Below are 22,354 nucleotides of genomic sequence, written 5' to 3'. Positions count from 1 at the left end.
CCATTTTCGCTCCAATCGGATCGCATCAAGAAGCTGCATCACGATCGGGCTTCCATGATCACGCGTCGTCGCCTCATCCGTTCCATCGGTGGTCTGTCCGCCCTCGGCCTCTCGACCGCTGCCTATGGCTTTGCCGTCGAACCGGTGGTGCGACTGAGCGTCACCCGCTATCATCCGGCCCCGCGGCAATGGCCGGCGGATTTCCCGCTGAAGATCGCCGTGATCGCCGACATCCATGCCTGCGATCCCTGGATGTCGCTGGAGCGGATCGAGGCCATCGTCGATCGCACCAACGCCCTGAACGCGGATATTATCGTGCTGCTCGGCGACTATGTCGCCGGTCTGCACCAGGTCACGCGCATCATTCCGGCGAAGGAATGGGCCAAGGTGCTGGCCGGCCTGAAAGCGCCGCTCGGCGTCCATGCCGTCATGGGCAATCATGACTATTGGGCCGACAGAACCGTGCAGCAAGCCGGCCATGGCCTGACGGTGGCGCATCGCGCGCTGGAGGCGGCCGGTATCCCCGTCTACGAAAACGACGCGGTGCGGCTCACCAAGGACGGCCGCACGTTCTGGCTCGCGGGGCTGGGCGATCAGCTCGCCTTTCTGCCGGCGCGACGCTTCCGGAGCACGGGACACTTCGGCGCCGACGATCTCGCCGCGACGCTTGCCAAGGTCACCGACGACGCGCCGATCATCCTGCTCGCGCATGAGCCCAACATCGCGCCGCGCGTGCCCGCCCGCGTCGCGTTGCAACTGTCTGGCCACACCCATGGCGGCCAGGTCCGTCTGCTCGGCTGGTCGCCGGCCGTTCCGCCGCAGCACGGCCTCCGGCTCGCCTATGGTCATGTCCGGCTGAAATGCGACGTCATCATCTCCGGCGGCCTCGGTTGCAGCATCCTGCCGCTCCGCGTCGGCGTGCCGCCTGAGATCGTCGAAGTGACGCTGGGGCGGACGGGGGCGGCTGTGTCCTAGCCGCGCTTGCGCGTCCGGCCATTTTTGCGCAAAACGGCCTCTATCTGAAAGAAGAGGTTCGCGACGTGACAGCTCATCTCGACGGCGAGATCCGCGACGGCCGCCACCATATGCAGGTCCGGGTCTACTACGAGGACACGGATTTTTCCGGCATCGTCTATCACGCCAATTATTTGCGCTTCATGGAGCGCGGACGGACCAATCATCTGCGGCTGATGGGCGCCGAGCAACAGGCATTGTTCGAGCAGCCCGCGACAGAGGATGCTGGCTTCGCCTTCGTCGTTCGCTCAATGCATCTGGATTTCCTCAAGCCCGCGCGCATGGACGACGTACTCGACGTCGTGACCTGGCCGGTCGCGGTGAAGGGCGCCTCGATCATGCTGGCGCAGGAGGTGCGGCGCGCGGAGGACGTGCTGGTGAAAGCCGAGGTGCGCGTCGCCTTCATCAGCGGCGGCCGCGCCCAGCCGATCCCGAAGTCGATCCGCGCCATGATGAAGGCCGATCTGATTTCGTGATCGGGCGGTAGCGGACGGCCTCTCGACTCCGCGGCATGCAGGCGTAGATTGCGCTCCCGTCAACCGATGAGGCCATCATGTCGCGCCCGCCGCTTCCGCCCTTCACCCGTGAGACCGCCGCGCAGAAGGCCCGCATGGCCGAGGACGCCTGGAATTCGCGCGACCCGGTGCGCGTCTCGCTCGCCTATACCGAGGACAGCCGCTGGCGCAATCGCTCGGAAGTGTTTCAGGGCCGCGAGGCCATCGTCGCATTCCTCACCCGCAAATGGGAGAAGGAGCACGAGTACCGCCTGATCAAGGACCTCTGGGGCTTCGACGGCAACCGTATCGCGGTGCGCTTCCAGTACGAATGGCACGACGCGGGCGGCCAGTGGTATCGCTCCTACGGCAACGAGCAGTGGGAGTTCGACGAGCACGGCTTGATGAGGCGGCGCGAGGCCTCGATCAACGACATCGAGATTGCGGAGAAGGACCGGCGGTTTCACTGGCCGGCGCCGGGGTCGAGGCCGGCGGATGTGCCGGGGTTAGGGACCGATCCGTTCTGAGATTTCAACCCTCATGGTGAGGAGCCGCGAAGCGGCGTCTCGAACCACCCAGGCCCTGCTGCTGCAGCGCGGGCTCGATCCTTCGAGACGCGCGCAAATGGCGCGCTGCTCAGGATGAGGGGATGGACTTGCGCGCCAGAAACCGCTCGGCGAACTCAATGCGGCTTCGCTGATCGCCAAGATCACCTCAGCGCGCGCCGATGTCGCGAACTCGCCCGAACTGATCGAGGCGAACACGGCGGTCGCCGCTGACGTCATCAAGCGGCCTGATCTAGGCCGCATCGAACCGGGGCGACCGCCGATCTCACCGTCGTCGATCTGAGCCATCCGGATCTTCAGCCGCTGCTCGATCCGCGCCGCGCACTGATCGCGCTCGCCAACCGCGCCAATATCGATCAGGTCATGGTCGACGGCCGCATGCTGATCGATGCCGGCCGTTATCTCGGCGCCGACGAGGCGGCGATCATGGCCGCCGGCAACGCTGCGATCGGCAAGATCTGGGACCTGCCCGAGGCCCAGGCCGCGTTCAACGGCTGAGCATCGCTTCGTCCTCGAATTCGGCGAGCGACTTGCGCATGGTCTCGACGAGATCCAGTGCCACCGGCGAGGGGCTGCGCTGTGCGGGGAAAACGGCTGAGAACTCGAAGTCGATGCGCGGCAGGAAGCGGCGCGCGATGACGCCGCGGGTTGAAAATTCCTGCGCGGTAAAGGGATCGCAGATCGCGACCCCGAGGCCTGATGACACCATGCCGCACATGATCTCCGACAGTGTGGTCTCGACCCTGAGCACGCGGCGGACGTCGCTGCGGTGGAAGACCTGATCGACGAGGTGCCGGCTCGACGATCCCGCCGATAGCGAGATGAACGTCTCGCCCTCGAAATCGCCCGGCTCCAGCACTTCCTTTTCTGCAAGCCGGTGTCCGGTCGGCAGCACCGCGACACGCGCCAGTGACGGTAGCCGCTGGCTCGGCAGGCCGGAATGGGCGATCGGCACCTCGGCAAAGCCGATGTCGCATTGATTGTTCAGCACCCAGTCGACCACGATCGGCGAGATCACACCGAAGAAGGCGAGGTTGAGGTTCGGCCGCTCTTTCAAAAAATGTCCGGCAAGCCGCGGCAGATAGCCATTCGACAGCGCTGGAAGTGCAGCGATCCGCAGCGAGCCGGTGCGGCGGCCACGGATTTCTTCGGCTGCCGCCGTGATGCGTTCGAGGCCGACGAAGGAGCGCTCGACCTCGGTATAAAGCGCCATCGCTGCGGCGGTCGGCACGAGCCCGGTGCCGCGCCGCTCGAACAGCTCCATCTTCAGCAGCGCCTGAAGGTCGCGCAGCAACCGGCTGACCGCCGGCTGCGTCACGGTCATCAGCGCCGCCGCCTCTGTCACGCTGCCCGTCAGCATCGTCGCCCGGAAGGCCTCCACCTGCCGCGAATTGATGCGCGCCATCCCGAATTCCATTCATAACATTTTGGCATGCAGACGGTGTCATTATTCATTGGACGATGGAAGCCAGAGTTTGCGATCTTTTTCATCAGAGCTGGAGACAGCCCGCTTTTTCGGCAGATTGGAGGGGTTTAGACCTCCGGATCGCGCCAAAGCCCGCCGAGCAGGGACCGGAGCCCTGGTCGGATACGGGATTCGCGCGGAAGGAAATGCGGCAGGTTCAGCCCACGAGACTCGTCGGCACGTCACACCTCATCCCGGTATGGAGATCGGACCACATGAAGACTTTTCGCCTTCTGACAGCGGTCGGCATCGCGGCTCTCATGGCCGCGCCCTCGGTCGCCTCGGCCCAGCAAAAGACGCTCTATGTTGCCGGCTATGGCGGCTCGTTCGAGAAGACCATCCGTGACGAGGTGATCCCGACCTTCGAGAAGGAGAACGGCGTCAAGGTCGAATACGTCGCTGGCAACTCCACCGACACGCTGGCAAAGCTTCAGGCGCAGAAGGGCAACCAGCAGATCGACGTCGCCATCGTCGACGACGGCCCGATGTACCAGGCGATCCAGCTCGGCTTCTGCGGCAAGCTTGATGGCCTGCCGGCCGATCTCTACGACACCGCCCGCTTCAAGGACGATCGCGCTGTCGCGATCGGCATCGTCGCCACCGGCCTGATGTACAACACCAAGGTGTTTGCGGAGAAGGGCTGGGCGCCGCCGACTTCCTGGAACGATTTGAAGGACACGAAATACGCAAAACAGCTCGTGATCCCGCCGATCAACAACACCTATGGCCTCGAAGCGCTGGTGATGCTGTCGAAGATGAACGGCGGCGGCGAGTCCAATGTCGATTCCGGCTTCAAGATCTTCAAGGAGCAGATCAATCCGAACGTGCTGGCCTATGAGCCGTCGCCAGGCAAAATGACCGAGCTGTTTCAGTCCGGTCAGGCCGTGATCGCGGTGTGGGGCACGGGACGCGTGCAGAGCTTTGCCAATACCGGCTTCCCCGTCGACTTCGTCTACCCGAAGGAGGGCGCTGCGACGCTGCTGACGACGGCATGTCCAATCACCAAGCCGAACGTCTCGCCGCTCGCCTCGAGCTTCATCAAGAAGCTGCTCGACCCAAAAATCCAGCTCGTGTTGCTGAAGGACTACGGCTACGGCCCGGTGCTGAAATCGCTGGTGGTCCCGCCGGAGCTCGGCAAGATGGCGCCGATCGGCGAGCGTGCGGCAAAGCTCTACAATCCGGACTGGACCGTCATCAACGACAAGCGCGAGGAGTGGACCAAGCGCTGGAATCGCGAAGTCGAGCGCTGATCGGTCATACCGGAGACAGTGCCATGGCCTATCTCGAACTCGAAGGGATCGCCAAGCAATTCGGAGCGCAGACTGTCGTCGACGACTTCAGTCTCGCGGTGGGGAAGGGGGAGTTCATCTCCTTCCTCGGCCCCTCCGGCTGCGGCAAGACAACGACCCTGCAAATGATCGCCGGCTTCCTCGATCCCACCCGCGGCGCGATCCGGCTGGAGGGCAAGGACCTGACCGCGATCCATCCGGCCAAACGCGGGCTCGGCATCGTGTTCCAGAGCTACGCGCTGTTTCCGCACATGACCGCGGCGGAGAATGTCGCCTTCGGCCTCGAGATGCGTAAGGTGGCGCGCTCGGAGCGGGCCGAGCGCGTCCGCGCCGCGCTCGCGATGGTCGGTCTCGCCGGCTACGAGGACCGCCATCCGCGCCGCATGTCGGGCGGGCAACAGCAGCGCGTGGCGCTGGCGCGCGCGCTGGTGATCAAGCCGAGCGTGTTGCTGCTCGATGAACCCTTGTCCAATCTTGACGCAAAACTGCGCGAGGAGATGCAGATCGAGCTGCGCCAGATCCAGCGCACCATCGGCACCACCACGATCCTGGTCACCCACGACCAGAACGAGGCGATGTCGCTGTCCGACCGCATCGTGGTGATGAGCCAGGGCCGCATCGAGCAGATCGGCACGCCGCAGGAGACCTATGAGAAGCCGGCCTCGGCCTTCGTCTCGCAGTTTTTAGGCAAGACCAACGACTTTGCCGCGACGATTGATCGGACGAGTGCGCCTGCGCGATTGATCGCCGGCTCGTGGAGCGCGCCCGCGCCTGCCGGGCTCAGCGGTCCCGTGACCGTCAGCATCCGCCCTGAGCGGATTGGCTTTGGCGATACGGGACTCGGCGCGAAGATCGTTACCCGCATCTTCCAGGGCAATCACTGGCTGTTCCAGTGCGACAGCGAATGCGGCCCGGCGACCGTGATCCGCCAGAATGACGGCGAGAGACAGCCGGTCGAGGGTGAGGCCGTTCGTCTCGTCTGGCGTCCGGAGGATATGGGTGTGCGCGGAGGAGCCTCCGCATGAGCGTGGCTGCTGAGGAGCGGAACGCACGCGCGCCCTGGGCGCTGACCGCGCCAGCCCTGATGCTGTTCGTCGGCGTGTTGCTGATCCCGCTGGCAATGACCGTGATGCTGTCGTTCCACGACTGGGGTCAGTACAAGGGCATTGAGCCGGTCTTCATCCTCAAGAACTGGCACGAGATCGTAACCGACCCCTATTACGCCGAGATGTTCTGGCGGACGTTTCGCATCGCGATCCTGACCACGCTGCTCACCGCCGTGCTCGGCGCGCCCGAAGCCTACATCCTCAACCGCATGAGCGGACGCTGGAAGAGTGTCTTCCTCCTCGTGATCCTCGGGCCGCTGTTGATTTCCGTGGTGGCGCGGACGCTCGGCTGGGCGCTGCTGTTCGGCGGCAACAACGGCCTCGTCAACAAGCTGCTGATGTCGGCCGGTGTGATCCGCGCACCCATTCCCTTCATGTTCACCGAAACCGGCATGGTGGTTGCGCTCGCGCATGTGATGATGCCGTTCATGGTGCTCTCGGTGTGGGCCACGCTGCAGCGGCTCGATCCGCAGATCGAGAATGCCGCGCTGTCGCTCGGCGCCGGCCCTGTGACCATCATCCGCCGCATCATCATGCCGCAGATCATGCCGGGCGTGCTGTCGGGCGCAATCATTGTGTTCTCGCTCTCAGCCAGCGCGTTTGCGACTCCCGCGATCATCGGGGGGCGCCGGCTCAAGGTCGCGGCGACGCTCGCCTATGACGAGTTCCTCAACACGCTGAACTGGCCGCTGGGCGCAGCGGTCGCCACGTTGCTGCTCGCCGCGCTGGTCTTGATCGTCGTTGGCAGCAACGCGCTGATCGAGCGCCGTTACGCGGAGGTGTTCCGATGAGCCGGAACGGCCCGCTCGCGCTGATCTTCCACACCATCTTCGTCATCGTCATGGTGGCGCCGATCCTCGTGGTCTGCCTCGTCGCGTTCACGCCCGAAGGCTTCCTGTCGTTGCCGACCAATGGTTTTTCGCTGCGCTGGTTCAGGGCGATCGCCAACTATCCCGAATTCATTCACGCCTTCTGGATCAGTCTTGGCCTCGGCGCGCTGTCTTCTTTTGTGGCGATGTTGTTCGCGGTGCCGGCGGCGCTGGCGATCGCGCGCTATCGCTTCCGCGGTCGCGATGCGCTGGCCGCGCTGTTCCTGTCGCCGCTGATGATCCCGCATGTCGTGCTCGGCATCGCCTTCCTGCGCTTCTTCACCTCGGCGGGCCTCGGCGGCAGCTTCGCGGCGCTGATCATCGCGCATGTCATCATCGTGTTTCCGTTCGCGCTGCGGCTGACGCTTGCGGCCGCAACCGGCATGGATCTCTCGGTCGAGATGGCCGCGGTCTCGCTCGGCGCCGGCGGTTGGACGCTGTTCCGCCGAGTCACCTTGCCGCTGATCCTGCCAGGCGTCATCAGCGGCTGGGCGCTCGCCTTCATCCAGTCCTTCGACGATCTCACCATGACCGTCTTCCTTGCGGCACCCGGCACCGAGACGCTGCCGGTGCGCATGTTTCTGTACATCCAGGACAACATCGATCCGCTGGTGACGTCGGTCTCGGCCTGCGTGATCGCGATCACCATGACCGCCCTCATTCTGCTCGACCGCTTCTACGGGCTCGACCGCGTGCTCGCCGGCAAGGGCGATACGGGACGATAGGAGAACTCATGTCAGGGGATTACGACGTCGCCGTTGTCGGCGGCGGATTGCTCGGCTCCGCCATTGCCTGGGGCCTCGGCCGGCTCGGCAAGAGCGTCGCCGTGCTTGACGAGGGCGACATCGCCAAGCGCGCCTCGCGCGCCAACTTTGCCCTGGTCTGGGTTCAGAGCAAGGGCTTGGGCATGCCGGCGTATACGGTGTGGACTGTGCAGGCGTCACAAGCATGGGGAAGGCTTGCTTCGGAGTTGAAGCAGCAGACCGGTCTCGATGTTTCGCTTCAGCAAAATGGCGGCTTCCATCTTACGCTCGGCGAGGACGAGTTCGGCCAGCGCACCGAGCTGGTCAAGCGCATGCACAACCAGACTGGTGCTGCCGACTACAAGATGGAGATGCTCTCCGCATCCGAGGTGAAGAAGTCGCTGCCGCTGATCGGCCCCGAGGTGTCCGGCGGCAGCTATTGCCCGCTCGACGGCCACGTCAATTCGCTGCGAACGTTCCGAGCGTTCCACACCGGCTTCAAGGCGTTCGGCATTGACTATTTTCCGGAGCGCCCGGTTTCGGCTATCAGCAAAAGCGGTGGTGAATTCAAGTTGGCCACGCCGAAGGGCGAGCTTCGCGCCGCCAAGATCGTGCTGGCCGCCGGCAACGCCAACCAGACGCTCGCGCCGATGGTCGGTCTCTACGCCCCGATGGGCCCGACCCGCGGCCAGATCGTGGTGACCGAGCGGACCATGCCGTTCCTGCCGCATCCCCTGACCACGATCCGCCAGACCGACGAGGGCACGGTGATGATCGGCGACAGCAAGGAAGACGAGCTCGACGATCGCGCGCTGAAGCACTCGATCAGCGCTGTGATGACCGATCGCGCCCAACGGATGTTTCCGCATCTGTCACGGCTCAACGTGGTGAGGAGCTGGGCCGGCATCCGCGTCATGCCGGAGGACGGTTTTCCGATTTACGACCAGTCGGAGACCCATCCCGGCGCTTTCGTCGCCTGCTGCCATTCCGGCGTGACGCTCGCCTCCAACCACGCTTTCGAGATCGCGCGGATGGTCGCGCAAGGTTCGCTCGAGCCGGGGCTGGTCGGCGCGTTCTCGGCCAGCCGTTTTGGCGCCGCTGGCGCTGCGAACAACAGCGGCTACTAGAGATATTGAAGGAGCCAAGATGTTCAAACGATCCGAACAGGACCAACGGCCGCCGGTGCAGATCTTCGTCGACGGCATCGCCGTCGCGGCGCGGCAGGGCGACACCGTCTCAGCGGCGCTGCTGGCCTCGAGCCGCGACGTGCGCCGGTCGACCGCGGTCAGCGGTGCACCGCGTCTGCCCTACTGCATGATGGGCGTGTGCTTCGACTGCCTCGTCACCGTCGATGGCGTCGGCAACCGCCAGGGTTGCCTCGTGCCGGTCACTGAGGGCATGCAGATCGAGATTCAGAAGGGCAAACGGGAGATCGGGAAATGACTGTGGCTCCCAAGCGCGAAAACTATGATGTCGTGGTGATCGGCGCCGGGCCTGCGGGCCTCGCGTCCGCTGCGACCTCCGCCGAAGCCGGTCTGTCGACCCTGCTGCTCGACGAGAACATCGGCCCCGGCGGCCAGGTGTTTCGCGCCATCGCCTCGACGCCGGTGACCGAGCGCAATCAGCTCGGCGCGGACTATTGGGTGGGTGCCGATCTCGTGCAAGCGTTGCGCGCGAGCAACGCCGAAGTCATCCATCGTGCCACGGTCTGGAGCCTCGACCGCAACCTGGAGATCGCCGTCTCGATCGGCGACGCCTCCGCCTTTGTCAAGGCGAAGCGCGTGATCCTTGCGACCGGTGCGCTGGAGCGGCCGTTTCCGATTCCCGGCTGGACGCTGCCGGGTGTGATGACCGCGGGCGCGGCGCAGACGATGTTGAAGTCGTCAGCGTTGGTGCCGGACGGACGCACGGTGATCGCGGGGCAGGGGCCTCTGCTCTGGCTGCTCGCCGCGCAGATTTTGCGGCTCGGTGGCCGCATCGATCGCATTCTCGACACCACCGAGCGTGGCAACTACTTCGCCGCTCTGCCTCATGCTTTCGCCTTCCTGGCCTCGCCCTATTTCAGCAAGGGCCTGTCGATGATGCGCGAAGTGAAGGCGAAGGTTCAGGTCGTCTCCGGCGTCACCGAGCTTGCGGCATCCGGCGACGGCCAGCTCGCGGGCGTGAGCTATGTGGCCGGTGGCAAGCGCGAGACCATTCCGGCGGATCTGCTGCTGCTGCATCAGGGCGTCGTGCCCAATGTCAATCTGGCGATGGCGGCCGGCGTCGATCATCGCTGGGACGATCTGCAATTGTGCTGGTCGCCGGTGCTCGACGCGAGCGGCAATTCGTCGGTCGCCGGCATTGCGATCGCCGGCGACGGTGCCGGCATCGGCGGTGCGAGTGCAGCCGTGGTACGTGGCCGCATCGCGGCGCGGGCAGCGGTGGAAGCATTGGCGCCTGCGGCTGCCGCGAAGCTTCCCGCGATGGCGACGCTCCGTTCCGATCTCGCCAAGGCCGAGCGTGGTCGCAGCTTCCTCGACACGCTGTTCCGCCCAGCGCCGCAGTTTCGCATTCCCGCAGGCGACACCATCGTCTGTCGCTGCGAGGAGGTGACCGCGAAGGACATTCTCGATGCCGTCGCGATCGGCGCGACCGGGCCCAATCAACTCAAGGCCTATCGCCGCACCGGCATGGGTCCGTGCCAGGGCCGGCTCTGCGGCCTCACCGTCACCGAGCTGATGGCGCAGGCGCGGGCCAAGACTCCGCAGGAGATCGGCTATTACCGGCTGCGCGCGCCGGTCAAGCCGATCACGCTCGCCGAGCTTGCCGCGGTTCCGAAGAGCGAAGACGACATCAAGGCGGTGGTGCGCGGATGACCAAAAACGTGGATGCGATCGTCGTCGGCGGCGGCATCCACGGATGCTCGACCGCGCTGCATCTGTGCCTCGCCGGCCTGAAGCCGGTGCTGATCGAGAAGGACTATGCGGGCCGCCACGCCTCCGGCGTCAATGCCGGCGGTGTGCGCCAGCTCGCGCGGCACATCCCGGAAATCCCCCTCTCGATCCGCTCGATGGGAATCTGGGAGAAGATTTCGGACCTCGTCGACGACGATTGCAGTTTTGAAAACTACGGCCAGGTGCTGGTCGCCGAGAGCGAGGAAGAACTCGCGATCTGCCGCGCGCGCGTCGCCGAGCTGAACGCGCTCGGTTTCACCCACGAGGAGCTGATCGACGCGACTGAATTGCGCCGCCTCGTGCCGGCGGTCGCCGAGACCTGTCCCGGCGGCGTGGTCTCGCGCCGCGATGGCGCCGCCAATCCGGCGCAGACGACAACGGCGTTCCGGCGCAAGGCGGAGCAGCTCGGTGCCACCGTGCGCGAGGGCGTCGCCGCCAGCAACATCCGGCAGAGCGACGGCCTCTGGCATGTGGATGTCGGCGCCGAGAGCTTTGCCGCGCCGGTGCTTGTCAACGCGGCCGGTGCCTGGGCGGGAAATATTGCGGCCGCGCTCGGCGAGCCCGTTCCGGTCGAGACCGTCGCACCGATGCTGATGATCACCTCACGCGTGCCTCACTTCATCGATCCTGTCGTGATCCTGCGCGGCCGAAAGCTCTCATTCAAGCAATTCAAGAATGGCACGGTGCTGATCGGTGGCGGCTATCTGGCCACGCCCTATCTGGATCGCAACGAGACGGTGCTGGACTGGAAGAGCCTCGCGACCAGCGCGCGCACCGTGTTCGAGCTGTTTCCGGTGATGCGCAGCGCGACGATCGTCCGCGCCTGGGCCGGCATCGAGGCCAAGACGAAGGACGATCTGCCCGTGTTCGGGCCGAGCAGCCGACACAAGGGCCTCTATCACCAGTTCGGCTTCTCGCTGCACGGCTTCCAGCTCGGCCCCGGCGCCGGCGCCGTGATGGCGGAGCTGATTGTCAATGGCGGCAGCCAGACCCGCATTCGCGATCTCGGCATCGACCGTTTTTATTCCCCCACGCTCTAGCAACAAGAGGACATCATGAGCATCACCCGCAGCATCCGCACGCCGATCATGCACCGCGCCGTCGAGGCCAACGGCTTCGTCTTCCTTGGCGGCACCATCGCCGACGACACCTCGGTGTCGATGGGCGAGCAGACCCGCAACATCCTCGGCAAGATCGCCGGCTATCTGAAGGAAGCGGGCACCGACAAGTCGCGCGTCGTGAGCACCTCGATCTTCGTCACGGACCTTTCCAAGAAGAAGGAGATGGACGCGGTCTGGACCGAGTTCTTCGGCGACAATCTGCCGACCCGCGCCACCGTCGGCGTCGCCGATCTCGGCGGCAGCGCGCTGGTCGAAGTCGTGGTGACCGCACTCAAGGGCTGATCGCGCAGGCCGGCGGCGGACGTCAGCGCTCCCTCGCGCTGTCGTCCCTGCGAGCCTCGCCTTGATCTCGCCCTTCAATGGGACTAGTTAGACAGTCTCCAATCAGGATATTCGCAGCCATGGATTTTACCCCGACCGCAAAGCCGACCTGCCTTGCTCACGGGGAATTCCATGCCTGCTTCAATCATCCTGTCGAATCTGTCGCTGTCCACGCCTGACGGCCGCCCTCTTTTTTCCAATATCGATCTGACGTTCGGCGCCGAGCGGACCGGCCTTGTCGGCCGCAATGGCGTTGGGAAGACGACGCTGCTTGCGTCGATCTCGCGCGAGCACGTCCCCCAATCGGGGCGTGTTGCCGTCAACGGAACCGCCGGACTGCTGCGCCAGGACGTCCAGCTCCTTGCGGGGGCGAAGGTGATCGACCTGTTCGGTGCGCGACCAGCGCTGGAGTTGCTTCGCCGGGCTGAACGCGGGGAAGCCTCGGCCGAGGTGGTCTCCGAGGTCGATTGGACCCTTGAGACACGGCTTGCATCTGCCCTTGCGCTTGTCGGATTCGGCGTCGCTCCGGAGATCGAGCTTGATCGCTTGTCGGGCGGGCAAATCACGCGGGTTCGTCTCGCCGCGCTGATTTTCGCGGAGCCGGACTTCCTGCTGCTCGACGAGCCCACCAACAATCTCGATCGGGAGGGGCGCGCGTCCGTGATCGATTTCCTTGCGTCCTGGCGCGGTGGGGCGATTGTCGTCAGCCATGATCGGAGCCTGCTCGAAACGATGGATGCGATTGTCGAGCTGACGTCGCTCGGAGCCACGCGATACGGCGGCAATTGGAGCAGTTACCGCGAGCAGAAGGCCGTCGCGCTTGCGGCTGTCAGGCACGATCTCGCACATGCCGAGAGGCGCCTGTCCGGGATCAACGGAAAGGCGCAGGAAGCTGCAGAGAAGAAAGCGCGCAAGGACAGCGGGGGTAAGAAGAAGCGCGCCAAAGGCGACATGCCGCGCATCCTCGCCGGCGCGCGCAAGGATCGCAGCGAAGACAGCGGCGGCAAGAATGCGCAGATCGCCGAGCGGCGTCGCGCGGAAGCGCTTGAGGCCGTCGATACCGCACGCCGGCGCATCGAGATTCTTCAGCCAATGTCGGTGAAACTAACTTCCACCCACCTGCCGGCGGGGAGGGAGATGGTTTGGCTCGATCGGGCAAGTGCTGGCTATCAGCCGGACCGGATAATCCTGCACGATCTATCGCTCACGATCGCCGGACCGGAGCGCGTGGCCATTGTCGGGCCCAACGGTTCCGGCAAGACGACGCTGCTGAAACTCATCGCCGGCGAGCTGCATGCGCTCTCCGGCATCGTGCGGGTCAGGCCGGACTTTGCGCTGTTTGACCAGAAGGTCAGCCTGCTCGATCCCGCGATCTCCATCCTGGACAATTTTGGGCGTCTCAATCCGAAAGCGGGTCCGAATGAGTGCCATGCCGCGCTGGCGCGTTTCATGTTTCGCGCCGATGCGGCCTTGCAAATCGTCGGACACCTGAGCGGCGGGCAAATGTTTCGCGCGGGCCTCGCCTGTGTGCTGGGCGGGGCGACGCCGCCGTCCCTGCTGATCCTCGACGAGCCGACCAATCATCTGGACATCGATTCCATCGAAGCCATCGAGGCAGGTTTGAATGCCTATGACGGCGCGCTTCTCGTCGTCAGCCATGACGAGGCGTTCTTGCAAGCGATAGGGATCACGCGCAGGGTCGAGCTGGCCGGATAATTCGGCTCGCCAAGGCCTGTCGTCCTAACAACAAAAACCCGACGCTCTGCCCCCAGCGCGTCGGGTGGAAAAAATGAGTATCAATCCGTGATCCCAACACCGGTATTGTGAGGCGTGCCGCATCAATTTTCCACTCCGGGAAACTACCGCGTCGGAACCGGGCGCGGTCTTACGCACCTCCACCGGGCTCCAGCGCTTCGCCCATCTCCAGCGGATGGGCCATGGTCTCGTGCAAGGCGTCGCGGTCGAGTTCGCCTTCCGAGAGGCTGATGACGACGCAGGCAACGCCGTTGCCGATCAGATTGGTCAGCGCGCGGCACTCGCTCATGAACTTGTCGATGCCGACCAGGATCGCGATCGACTGGATCGGAATGTCAGGCACGATCGAGAGCGTCGCGGCGAGCGTGATGAAGCCCGCCCCGGTCACGCCCGATGCCCCCTTCGAGGTGATCATGGCGATGCCGAGAATGCCGAGTTCCTGCCAGATGGTCAGATGGGTGTTGGTCGCCTGCGCCAAAAACAGCGTCGCCAGCGTCATGTAAATGTTGGTGCCGTCGAGGTTGAAGCTGTAGCCGGTCGGAATCACGAGGCCGACCACCGAGCGCGACGCGCCGAGATGCTCCATCTTCTGGATCATCTGCGGCAGCACCGTCTCCGACGACGAGGTACCGAGCACGATCAGCAGTTCGTCCTTGATGTAGGCGATGAAGCGCAGGATCGAGAAGCCGGCAAGCCGTGCGATTGCGCCGAGCACGATCAACACGAACAGGATGCTGGTGAGATAGAACGTGCCGATCAGGGCGGCGAGATTGAGTAGCGAGCCGAGGCCGTAGGCGCCGACGGTGAACGCCATCGCGCCGAATGCACCGATAGGGGCGACACGCACGATGATGCGGATGATGCCGAAGAACATCTTCGCGGCCTTGTCGATCGCTTCCGCAATGGGCTCGCCGGCTTTGCCGAGAAAGGCAATGGCGAAGCCCGACAGGATCGAGATCAGCAGCACCTGCAAGAGATCGCCGCGTGCGATGGCGCCAAGATAGCTGTCGGGGATGATCGCCATCAAATGGGCGACGATGCCTTCCTCCTTGGCCTTGGTGACGTAGGTCGCCACCGACTTCGGATCGATCGTGGCGGGATCGATGTTAAAGCCGTTGCCGGGCTGCAGCACCTCGCCGACCAGGAGGCCTATCGCGAGCGCGACAGTCGAGACCGTCTCGAAATAGATCAGTGACTTCAGTCCGACCCGGCCGACGCGCTTGAGGTCGCCCATCGAGGAGATGCCGTGCACCACGGTGCAGAAGATCACAGGCGCGATCATCATCTTGATCAGTGATATGAAGCCGTCGCCGAGCGGCTTCAGGGCCTTGCCGAGATCGGGGTAGAAATAGCCGATCAGCACCCCGAGCACGATCGCGATCAGAACCTGGACGTAGAGGACCTTGTACCAGGGCTGGTGCCGGCGGTGGATGGCTGGCTGGATCGCGACTTGTGTCATAGAGTGGGCCCCGGAACGTATTGATCTTGTTTGATTTGCATCATGTGATGGCCGCCGCAGAAGCGACAATCACATTTTTGTCTGTTCGCACGAAGATTGATAGCTGCACCGCAACTCGGGGGGAACATGTCGACTGCAACGGGCTCCGAAGAGCGAGCGCAAGGCTATTTTCCGCGTTGGACGCTGAAGTCCTCCGGCGTGATCATGCCCGAGGAGCGATTGCCGCTCGGCCAGACCGTCGTCTCCGGTCTCCAGCATTGCGTCGCAATGTCGGGCTCGACGATCATCGCGCCGCTGCTGATGGGGTTCGACCCCAATGTTGCGGTCCTGTTCTCCGGCGTCGGCACGCTGATCTTCTTCGTCATTGTCGCAGGGCGCGTGCCGAGCTATCTCGGATCGAGCTTCGCCTTCATCGCGGTCGTCATCGCTGCCACCGGCTATGCCGGGCACGGGCCGAACCCGAACCTGTCGATTGCGCTTGGCGGCATCGTCGGGGCCGGCGTCCTCTACGGCGCGATTGCGCTGATTGTGATGTTGTCGGGGGTTGGCTGGGTCGAGAGGTTGCTGCCGCCGGCCGTCACCGGTGCTGTGGTCGCCGCGATCGGCCTCAACCTCGCGCCCGTGGCGGTCAAGGCGGTGAGCGCGGGCGCGTTCGACACCTGGATCGGGCTCGCGACCGTTCTGATGATCGGCGTGGTTGCCGTTGCCGCTCCGGGCCTGTGGCGCCGCCTGCCGGTCATCCTCGGCGCGATCGGTGGATATCTTTTGTACTTGCTGTTCGCGAACGGCCTCGGTTTCGGCAAGCCGATTGACTTCACCCAGCTTGCGGCTGCGCCGTGGATCGGCCGGCCGAGCTTCACCACGCCGACCTTCCAGGTCGATGCGATCGTCCTGATCGCGCCGGTTGCGATCATCCTCGTCGCCGAGAACCTCGGTCACATCAAGGCCGTCGGCGCCATGACAGGCCGGAGCCTCGATAGCTATCTCGGCCGCGCCTTGCTCGCCGACAGCCTCGCGACCATCGTGGCGGCCTGTGGCGGCGGCACCGGCGTCACCACCTACGCCGAAAACATCGGCGTCATGGCGGCGACGAAGGTCTATTCGACCTTGCTGTTTGCCTTCGCGGCCATTGTGTCGATCGTGCTCGGCTTCTCGCCGAAATTCGGCGCGCTGATCCTCTCGATCCCGGGTCCCGTCATCGGTGGGCTCTCGATCGTGCTGTTCGGATTGATCGCCGCGATGGCGGGCCGGATCTGGGTCGAGAACAAGGTCGACTTCTCAAGTCCGGCAAACCTGATCACCGTCGCGGTCGCGCTCACCGCAGGCGCGGGCGATCTGACGCTCAAATTCGGCGCGTTCACGATCGGCGGGATCGGCACCGCAACCTTCGGCGCCATCATCCTCTACCAGATCCTAAGCTCGCCACTGGCCCAGCGCGCTAAATGAATCGCAGCGATGCGCTGAGGGATGGAACAAAAAGCCGGTTCCGTCGATGATCAGGCGTCCCGGAGAGAACCCATGCCACAAACCGATCGTTCGACCTCGTTTCACTCGCGCCTTGTCGGCCAATACGCGCTGATAACAGGCGCCTCGCAAGGCATCGGCCGCGCGGTCGCGATCCGGCTCGCCCAGGAAGGCGCGACCGTCGCCATCAACTATTTCGGTCACCCTGAAGGGGCCGAGGAGACGCTCGCGCTCGCGCGGACGGCATCGGGTGACCGCGGCCATGGCAAGCTCGACCACGTCATCGTCAAGGCCGATGTCGGCAATGAGCCGGACATCGCCGCGATGTTCGAGACGATTTTGGCGCGCTGGAAACGGCTCGATTGCCTCGTCAACAATGCCGGCTTCCAGCGGGAATCCCCGAGCGAGGCGCTCGACGTCGAAACCTATCGCCGCATCATCGAAGTCAATCTCAACGGCGCCGTGCTTTGCGCGCAGAAGGCGCTCGCCCATTTCGTCGCGCGCGGCGCAGGCGGCAGCATCATCAACTGCTCCAGCGTGCACCAGATCATCCCGAAACCCGGCTATCTCGCTTATTCGATCAGCAAGGGCGGCATGGCCAATCTGACGCGTACGCTGGCGCTCGAATTTGCCGGCCGTGGCATTCGCGTCAATGCGGTCGGGCCCGGCGCGATCGATACGCCGATCAATGCGGCATGGACCGGCGACGCAGAAAAGCGCGGCCTCGTCTCCAGCCACATTCCGCTCGGTCGCGTGGGCACGCCGGAAGAGATCGCCGCCGTGTTTGCGTTCCTCGCGTCGGATGATGCCAGTTACATCACCGGCCAGACCATCTATGCTTGTGGAGGCCTGACCCTGTTTCCCGAGTTTCGCGAGAACTGGGCGAGCTAGGCGTGCGCCTCCAAGTTTCGGGTGCGGATCAACCGGAGACGGGCTGCTCGATCAGGTCGAGCACGTGGAGCTGATCGCGATTTGACCTGTCCGATCGGCGGTGATCTGGCAAAAGCCGGCGGAGCGCCCTACATCTGCGCCATGGCAAACCCTCCGCTCCAGGATTTCGTCGGCCGGCACGAAAAACTGTTCGTGCTGACCGGCGCCGGGTGCAGCACGAACTCCGGCATTCCCGACTACCGCGACAGCCACGGCAACTGGAAGCGGACCCAGCCGGTGAACTTCCAGGCCTTCATGTCGGAAGAGCATACGCGCCGGCGCTATTGGGCGCGCAGCCTGATCGGCTGGCGCAGGTTCGGCCAGGCGAGGCCGAACGCTGCGCATCACGCACTCGCCCGGCTCGAGGCCAGCGGGCGTTGCGGGATGCTGCTGACCCAGAACGTCGATCGGCTGCATCAATCCGCCGGTCATCGCCAGGTGATCGACCTGCACGGAAGGCTCGATCTGGTCCGCTGCATGGGCTGCGGCCAAAAGGCGCCGCGGAGCGAATTTCAGGAGACGCTCGGCCGCGCCAATGCGGAATGGCTGACGCTCGATGCCGCCGATGCACCCGATGGCGACGCCGACCTGGAGCATGCGGATTTTTCGTCGTTCAAGGTCCCGGCCTGCGACGCCTGCGGCGGCATTCTCAAGCCCGACGTCGTGTTCTTCGGCGAGAACGTCCCGCGCGACGTCGTCGCATCCGCGCAGGATCATCTGGCGCAGGCCGACGCCATGCTGATCGTCGGCTCCTCGCTGATGGTCTATTCCGGCTTCCGCTTCGTGCAGGCTGCCGCGCACCGGCAAATCCCGATCGCTGCGGTCAATCTCGGACGCACCCGCGCCGATGATCTCCTGACGCTGAAGGTCGAGGAGCGCTGCGAAGCGGCGCTTGCATTCCTGCTCTGATCGCGCAGGCTGCGAACACGCCTTGCCTATTGCATAGGTGCCAAGCAGAATAGCCGAACGCCGCATGTCCTCGTCATCCATTGGCATGGAAATTGCTGCGCTTTTGTCCTCAGTCTTGACGATCAGCACGGAGAATTTGGAATGGTTGAGGGAGCCGAGGTGCGGCTTGCCGTTGATATCGGTGGCACGTTCACCGACATCGTGCTGGACGTGGGGCAGGATCGCAAAACGCGCAAGTTGCTGACGACGCCGCAGCGGCCCGAACAGGCGGTGCTCGATGGCATGCGGCTCATTCTCGCTGATGCGCGCGCGCATATCAGCGACATCGACGTCTTCATTCACGGCACGACGCTCGCGACCAACGCCATCATCGAGCGCCGCGGCGCCAAGACGGCACTGATCGCGACCGACGGCTTTCGCGACGTACTCGATATCGGCACCGAGAGCCGCTACGACCAGTATGACCTCTCCATCGACAAGCCGAAACCGCTGGCGCCGCGATCCCTGCGCTTCACCGTGCCCGAGCGTATCGACGCCCATGGCGCCGTCCGCCTCCCGCTGGACGAAGCTGCAGTGCGCGCGCTGGCGCCAAGATTGCGCGCGCTGAAGGTCGAGAGTGTCGCGATCGCCTTCCTGCACTCCTACGCCAACCCCGAGCACGAGCGCCGCACGGCTGCGATCATCAGCGAGGAGATGCCCGGTATTTCCGTGACCGTATCGTCCGCGGTGTGTCCGGAGATCCGCGAATATGAGCGCACATCGACTGCGGTGGCCAATGCTTATGTGCAACCGCTGATCGACGGCTATCTTGCCCGCATGTCCGACGCCTTGCAGGTCGAGCAGTACCGCGGCGCGATCTATCTTGTCACCTCCGGCGGCGGTGTCACATCGATCGAGACGGCGCGGCGCTTTCCGGTGCGTCTCGTCGAATCCGGTCCTGCAGGTGGCGCCATTTTCGCGGCGCAGATCGCGGCGCGTCTCGGCGAGAGCAAGGTGCTGTCCTTCGACATGGGCGGCACCACGGCAAAGATCTGCCTGATCGAAAAATACCAGCCCGAGACCTCGCGCGTGTTCGAGGTCGATCGCGCCGCGCGCTTCCTGAAAGGTTCGGGGCTGCCGGTGCGGATTCCCGTGATCGAGATGGTGGAGATCGGCGCCGGCGGCGGCTCGATCGCCCATGTCGACGCGATGAAGCGCGTCACCGTCGGCCCCGAGAGCGCCTCGTCGGAGCCGGGGCCCGCCTGCTACGGTCGCGGCGGCCTGCGCCCGGCCGTGACGGATGCCGACGTTGCACTCGGCATGATCGATCCCGACGACTTCGCGGGTGGAACGATCAAGCTCGATCCGGAGCTGTCGAAACAGGCGCTGCTGCGCGCCGTGGGCGAGCCGCTCGGCTTGTCGGCGGAAACCGCGGCCTATGCCGTGCACGAGGTCGTCTGCGAGAACATGGCGAGTGCGGCGCGCGTGCATGCGGTCGAGCGCGGCGAGATTGTCGGTCAGCATACGCTGATCGCCTTCGGCGGAGCCGCACCGCTGCATGCGGCGCGCGTCGCCGAGAAGATCGGCGTCTCCCGCGTGATCGTACCTTCCAATGCCGGTGTCGGTTCGGCCGTTGGCTTCCTTGCGGCTCCGATCGCCTATGAGCTGGTGCGCAGCCGTCATGTCCGGCTCGATGATTTCGACACCGATGGTGTTTCCGACCTGCTCCAGGAGATGGTGACCGAAGCGCGTGCGCTGGTCGAGACGGGTGCAGCAGGCGCGCCTGTGCGCGAGCGCCGCGCCGCCTTCATGCGCTATGTCGGCCAGGGCCACGAGATCTCGATCGAGTTGCCGAACCGGCGGTTGGCGACGACCGATCTGGCCGGCCTGCGCCAGAAGTTCGAAGCAGATTATGCGGCGATGTTCGAACGGCCGATCCCGGGCGCTGCGATCGAGGTCTTGAGCTGGTCGGTGCTCGCGACCACCGAGGCGCGCAATCCGCCGCGCGTCGCCGATGTGGCGCGCATGCCCGCCGGCAAGGCGTCGGGCAGCCGCAAATTCTTCGACGGCCGGGCCGGGGAGCTGATCGAGATTCCGCTCTATCGCCGCGAAGACATGGCGCCCGGCGCGACCATTGCGGGTCCCGCCGTGATCGCGGAGGACGAAACCTCCACCTTCGTCTCCACCAGTTTCGACGCCCATATCGACGGTGCCGGCAGCATCGTCATGGAACGGAAGGCAGCCTGATGATGAGCAAGGCAAGCGGCGCGAGCCTGATCGATCTTCAGATCATGTGGCACCGGCTGATCGCCGTGGTTGAGGAGCAGGCGCAGGTGCTGCTCCGCACCGCCTTCAGCCCGATCGTGCGCGAATGCGGCGACCTCTCCGCCGGCGTGTTCGATCTCAAGGGGCGAATGCTGGCGCAGGCGGTGACCGGCACGCCCGGCCACGTCAATTCGATGGCGGAATCGGTCAAGCACTTCATCGCCCAGTTCCCGATCGAGACGATGAAGGAGGGTGATGCCTACATCACCAACGATCCCTGGATGGGCACCGGCCATCTCAACGATTTTGTCGTCACCACGCCCTGCTTCAAGGACGGCAAGCCGGTGGCGCTGTTCTCCTGCACCAGCCACCTCATGGACATCGGCGGCATCGGCTTCGGGCCTGATGCCACCGACGTGTTCATGGAGGGGCTCTACATCCCCATGCTGAAGCTGATCGACCAGGGCGTCGTCAACGAGACGCTGATGGCGATGATCCGCACCAACACGCGGCTGCCGATCGACACCGAGGGCGACACCTATTCGCTCGCCGGCTGCAACGACGTCGGCTGCGAGCGCCTGGTCGAGATGATGACCGAGTTCGACATCGACACGCTCGACGAGCTCGGCGACTACATTTGCGACCGCTCGCGCGAGGCCGTGCTGGCCGAGATCGCCAAACTGCCGAAGGGCACCTGGCGAAACACCATGGTGGTCGACGGCTATGACGCGCCGGTCACGCTGGTCGCCACGCTGACGATCTCGGACGAAGGCATCCACGTCGATTTCGACGGCACCTCGGCCGCGTCCAGGTTCGGCATCAACGTGCCCTTGTCCTACACCATCGCCTACACCGTGTTCGGTCTCGGCTGCGTGGTCGCCTCGCAGATCCCGAACAATGCCGGCTCGCTCTCGCCGCTGACGGTGTCGGCTCCCCCAGGCGCGATCCTCAATGCGCCGAAGCCGGCGCCGGTCGCCTCGCGCCACATCATCGGCCAGATGCTGCCCGACGTCGTGTTCGGCTGCCTGCGCCAGATCATTCCCGAGCGCGTGCCTGCGGAAGGCACCTCGTGCCTGTGGAATCTCAACGTGCGCGGCCAGACCCGCTCGGGCGCCGGCGGCAATTACGGATTCTCGATGGCCGTGACCTCCAATGGCGGCACCGGCGCGCGCTTCGCGAAGGACGGGCTGTCGGCGACCGCCTATCCCAGCGGCGTGCGCGGCACGCCGGTCGAGATCGCCGAGACACAGACGCCGCTGATCTTCTGGCGCAAGGAGCTGCGCCCGGATTCCGGCGGGGCGGGGCGTACCCGCGGCGGCCTCGGTCAGATCATCGAGGTCGGCAGCGGCGTCGATGCGCCGTTCGACATCCTGGCGGCGTTCGACCGCATCGATCATCCGCCGCGCGGACGCGATGGCGGCAAGAACGGCGAGGCCGGCTATGTCGGCCTGAAGTCCGGCAAGAAGCTGCGTGGAAAAGGCTTTCAGCAGGTGCCACCGGACGACCGGCTGGTGGTGCTGACGCCGGGCGGCGCCGGCATCGGCGATCCCCGGGAGCGCGCGCCGACAGCCGTCAGCGACGACATCGAAAGCGGCCTCGTGTCTGCCGACAACGCGGTTGCAGTTTATGGGTATACGCGATGACGCCTCGGGCGTTGTGCGCGTAGCGA

20 protein-coding genes and 1 pseudogene are annotated in these 22,354 nt (G+C 64.9%); 19 read left to right on the top strand and 2 right to left on the bottom strand.

The genetic code is table 11. The features are described 5' to 3' along the window. The first annotated feature begins 54 nt into the window (after positions 1-54). From ABIB06_RS05350 to ABIB06_RS05335, 4 genes and pseudogenes are all read left to right on the top strand, one after another. Entirely contained in the window at positions 55-975 is a 921-nt protein-coding gene (locus ABIB06_RS05350; protein WP_354044841.1) for a metallophosphoesterase, read from the top strand. Between the two features lie 110 nt (positions 976-1,085). After that, positions 1,086-1,490 carry a tol-pal system-associated acyl-CoA thioesterase gene (ybgC, locus tag ABIB06_RS05345; protein ID WP_354045077.1) on the top strand — a complete coding sequence of 135 codons (405 nt, stop codon included), beginning with the start codon at positions 1,086-1,088 and terminating at the stop codon, positions 1,488-1,490. Positions 1,491-1,567: 77 nt separating this feature from the next. Next, positions 1,568-2,035, top strand: a complete 468-nt coding sequence (locus ABIB06_RS05340; protein ID WP_354044843.1) for a nuclear transport factor 2 family protein — start codon at positions 1,568-1,570, stop codon at positions 2,033-2,035. Positions 2,036-2,180: 145 nt separating this feature from the next. Next, positions 2,181-2,572, top strand: a pseudogene (locus ABIB06_RS05335) (amidohydrolase family protein); the annotation flags it as partial. Here the strand turns inward: ABIB06_RS05335 and ABIB06_RS05330 are convergent. Beyond that, positions 2,562-3,479: a LysR substrate-binding domain-containing protein gene (locus ABIB06_RS05330; RefSeq protein ID WP_354044845.1), complete on the bottom strand. Its 918-nt coding sequence runs from the start codon at positions 3,477-3,479 to the stop codon at positions 2,562-2,564. The pseudogene ABIB06_RS05335 and the gene ABIB06_RS05330 overlap by 11 nt on opposite strands. Before the next feature lie 275 nt (positions 3,480-3,754). Here ABIB06_RS05330 and ABIB06_RS05325 point away from each other — a divergent pair, with 275 nt between their 5' ends. The 10 genes from ABIB06_RS05325 to ABIB06_RS05280 all read left to right on the top strand — a co-directional run bounded on the left by ABIB06_RS05325 (position 3,755) and on the right by ABIB06_RS05280 (position 13,640). Further along, positions 3,755-4,789: an ABC transporter substrate-binding protein gene (locus ABIB06_RS05325; RefSeq protein ID WP_247342899.1), complete on the top strand. Its 1,035-nt coding sequence runs from the start codon at positions 3,755-3,757 to the stop codon at positions 4,787-4,789. A gap of 23 nt (positions 4,790-4,812) precedes the next feature. Continuing rightward, on the top strand, positions 4,813-5,853 hold the full coding sequence (locus ABIB06_RS05320) for an ABC transporter ATP-binding protein (RefSeq protein WP_354044847.1): 1,041 nt from the start codon (positions 4,813-4,815) through the stop codon (positions 5,851-5,853). After that, positions 5,850-6,725: an ABC transporter permease gene (locus tag ABIB06_RS05315; RefSeq protein WP_354044848.1), complete on the top strand. Its 876-nt coding sequence runs from the start codon at positions 5,850-5,852 to the stop codon at positions 6,723-6,725. The genes ABIB06_RS05320 and ABIB06_RS05315 overlap by 4 nt, the downstream gene beginning before the upstream one ends. Next, complete coding sequence (locus ABIB06_RS05310; protein ID WP_247447454.1) at positions 6,722-7,528, top strand: ABC transporter permease; 807 nt, start codon at positions 6,722-6,724, stop codon at positions 7,526-7,528. The genes ABIB06_RS05315 and ABIB06_RS05310 overlap by 4 nt, the downstream gene beginning before the upstream one ends. Before the next feature lie 8 nt (positions 7,529-7,536). Next, the gene (locus tag ABIB06_RS05305) at positions 7,537-8,673 is read left to right on the top strand and encodes an NAD(P)/FAD-dependent oxidoreductase (protein WP_354044852.1); all 1,137 of its coding nucleotides are present in this window, start codon (positions 7,537-7,539) and stop codon (positions 8,671-8,673) included. Between the two features lie 19 nt (positions 8,674-8,692). Then, positions 8,693-8,989, top strand: a complete 297-nt coding sequence (locus ABIB06_RS05300; RefSeq protein ID WP_354044854.1) for a (2Fe-2S)-binding protein — start codon at positions 8,693-8,695, stop codon at positions 8,987-8,989. Next, complete coding sequence (locus ABIB06_RS05295) at positions 8,986-10,404, top strand: FAD-dependent oxidoreductase (RefSeq protein WP_354044856.1); 1,419 nt, start codon at positions 8,986-8,988, stop codon at positions 10,402-10,404. Before ABIB06_RS05300 ends, ABIB06_RS05295 begins: the two co-directional genes overlap by 4 nt. After that, positions 10,401-11,522 (top strand): NAD(P)/FAD-dependent oxidoreductase, encoded by a 1,122-nt coding sequence (locus ABIB06_RS05290; RefSeq protein ID WP_354044858.1) that lies wholly within the window; start codon positions 10,401-10,403, stop codon positions 11,520-11,522. Before ABIB06_RS05295 ends, ABIB06_RS05290 begins: the two co-directional genes overlap by 4 nt. A 15-nt stretch (positions 11,523-11,537) precedes the next feature. Further along, positions 11,538-11,885 (top strand): RidA family protein, encoded by a 348-nt coding sequence (locus ABIB06_RS05285; RefSeq protein WP_354044859.1) that lies wholly within the window; start codon positions 11,538-11,540, stop codon positions 11,883-11,885. Between the two features lie 171 nt (positions 11,886-12,056). After that, positions 12,057-13,640 carry an ABC-F family ATP-binding cassette domain-containing protein gene (locus ABIB06_RS05280; RefSeq protein WP_354044860.1) on the top strand — a complete coding sequence of 528 codons (1,584 nt, stop codon included), beginning with the start codon at positions 12,057-12,059 and terminating at the stop codon, positions 13,638-13,640. Between the two features lie 169 nt (positions 13,641-13,809). Here ABIB06_RS05280 and ABIB06_RS05275 read toward each other — a convergent pair whose 3' ends face one another. After that, positions 13,810-15,138, bottom strand: coding sequence for a dicarboxylate/amino acid:cation symporter (locus tag ABIB06_RS05275; RefSeq protein ID WP_354044862.1), 1,329 nt, complete (start codon positions 15,136-15,138; stop codon positions 13,810-13,812). 126 nt (positions 15,139-15,264) lie between these two features. Between ABIB06_RS05275 and ABIB06_RS05270 the strand changes: the two genes are divergently transcribed. The 5 genes from ABIB06_RS05270 (at position 15,265) to ABIB06_RS05250 (ending at position 22,328) form a co-directional block, all read left to right on the top strand. Continuing rightward, positions 15,265-16,584: a solute carrier family 23 protein gene (locus ABIB06_RS05270; protein ID WP_354044864.1), complete on the top strand. Its 1,320-nt coding sequence runs from the start codon at positions 15,265-15,267 to the stop codon at positions 16,582-16,584. Positions 16,585-16,656: 72 nt separating this feature from the next. Continuing rightward, complete coding sequence (locus tag ABIB06_RS05265) at positions 16,657-17,493, top strand: SDR family oxidoreductase (RefSeq protein WP_247342933.1); 837 nt, start codon at positions 16,657-16,659, stop codon at positions 17,491-17,493. A gap of 141 nt (positions 17,494-17,634) precedes the next feature. After that, complete coding sequence (locus tag ABIB06_RS05260) at positions 17,635-18,441, top strand: NAD-dependent protein deacetylase (protein ID WP_354045079.1); 807 nt, start codon at positions 17,635-17,637, stop codon at positions 18,439-18,441. Positions 18,442-18,582: 141 nt separating this feature from the next. Further along, positions 18,583-20,667 (top strand): hydantoinase/oxoprolinase family protein, encoded by a 2,085-nt coding sequence (locus tag ABIB06_RS05255; protein WP_354044866.1) that lies wholly within the window; start codon positions 18,583-18,585, stop codon positions 20,665-20,667. A 2-nt stretch (positions 20,668-20,669) separates the two neighbouring features. Beyond that, the gene (locus ABIB06_RS05250) at positions 20,670-22,328 is read left to right on the top strand and encodes a hydantoinase B/oxoprolinase family protein (protein WP_354045081.1); all 1,659 of its coding nucleotides are present in this window, start codon (positions 20,670-20,672) and stop codon (positions 22,326-22,328) included. Positions 22,329-22,354: the final 26 nt, after the last annotated feature.

The organism is Bradyrhizobium sp. LB8.2, from assembly GCF_040548035.1.
Lineage (GTDB): Bacteria > Pseudomonadota > Alphaproteobacteria > Rhizobiales > Xanthobacteraceae > Bradyrhizobium.
Note: the sequence above shows the minus strand (reverse complement) of the source record. Positions and strands in the feature narration are given on the sequence as shown.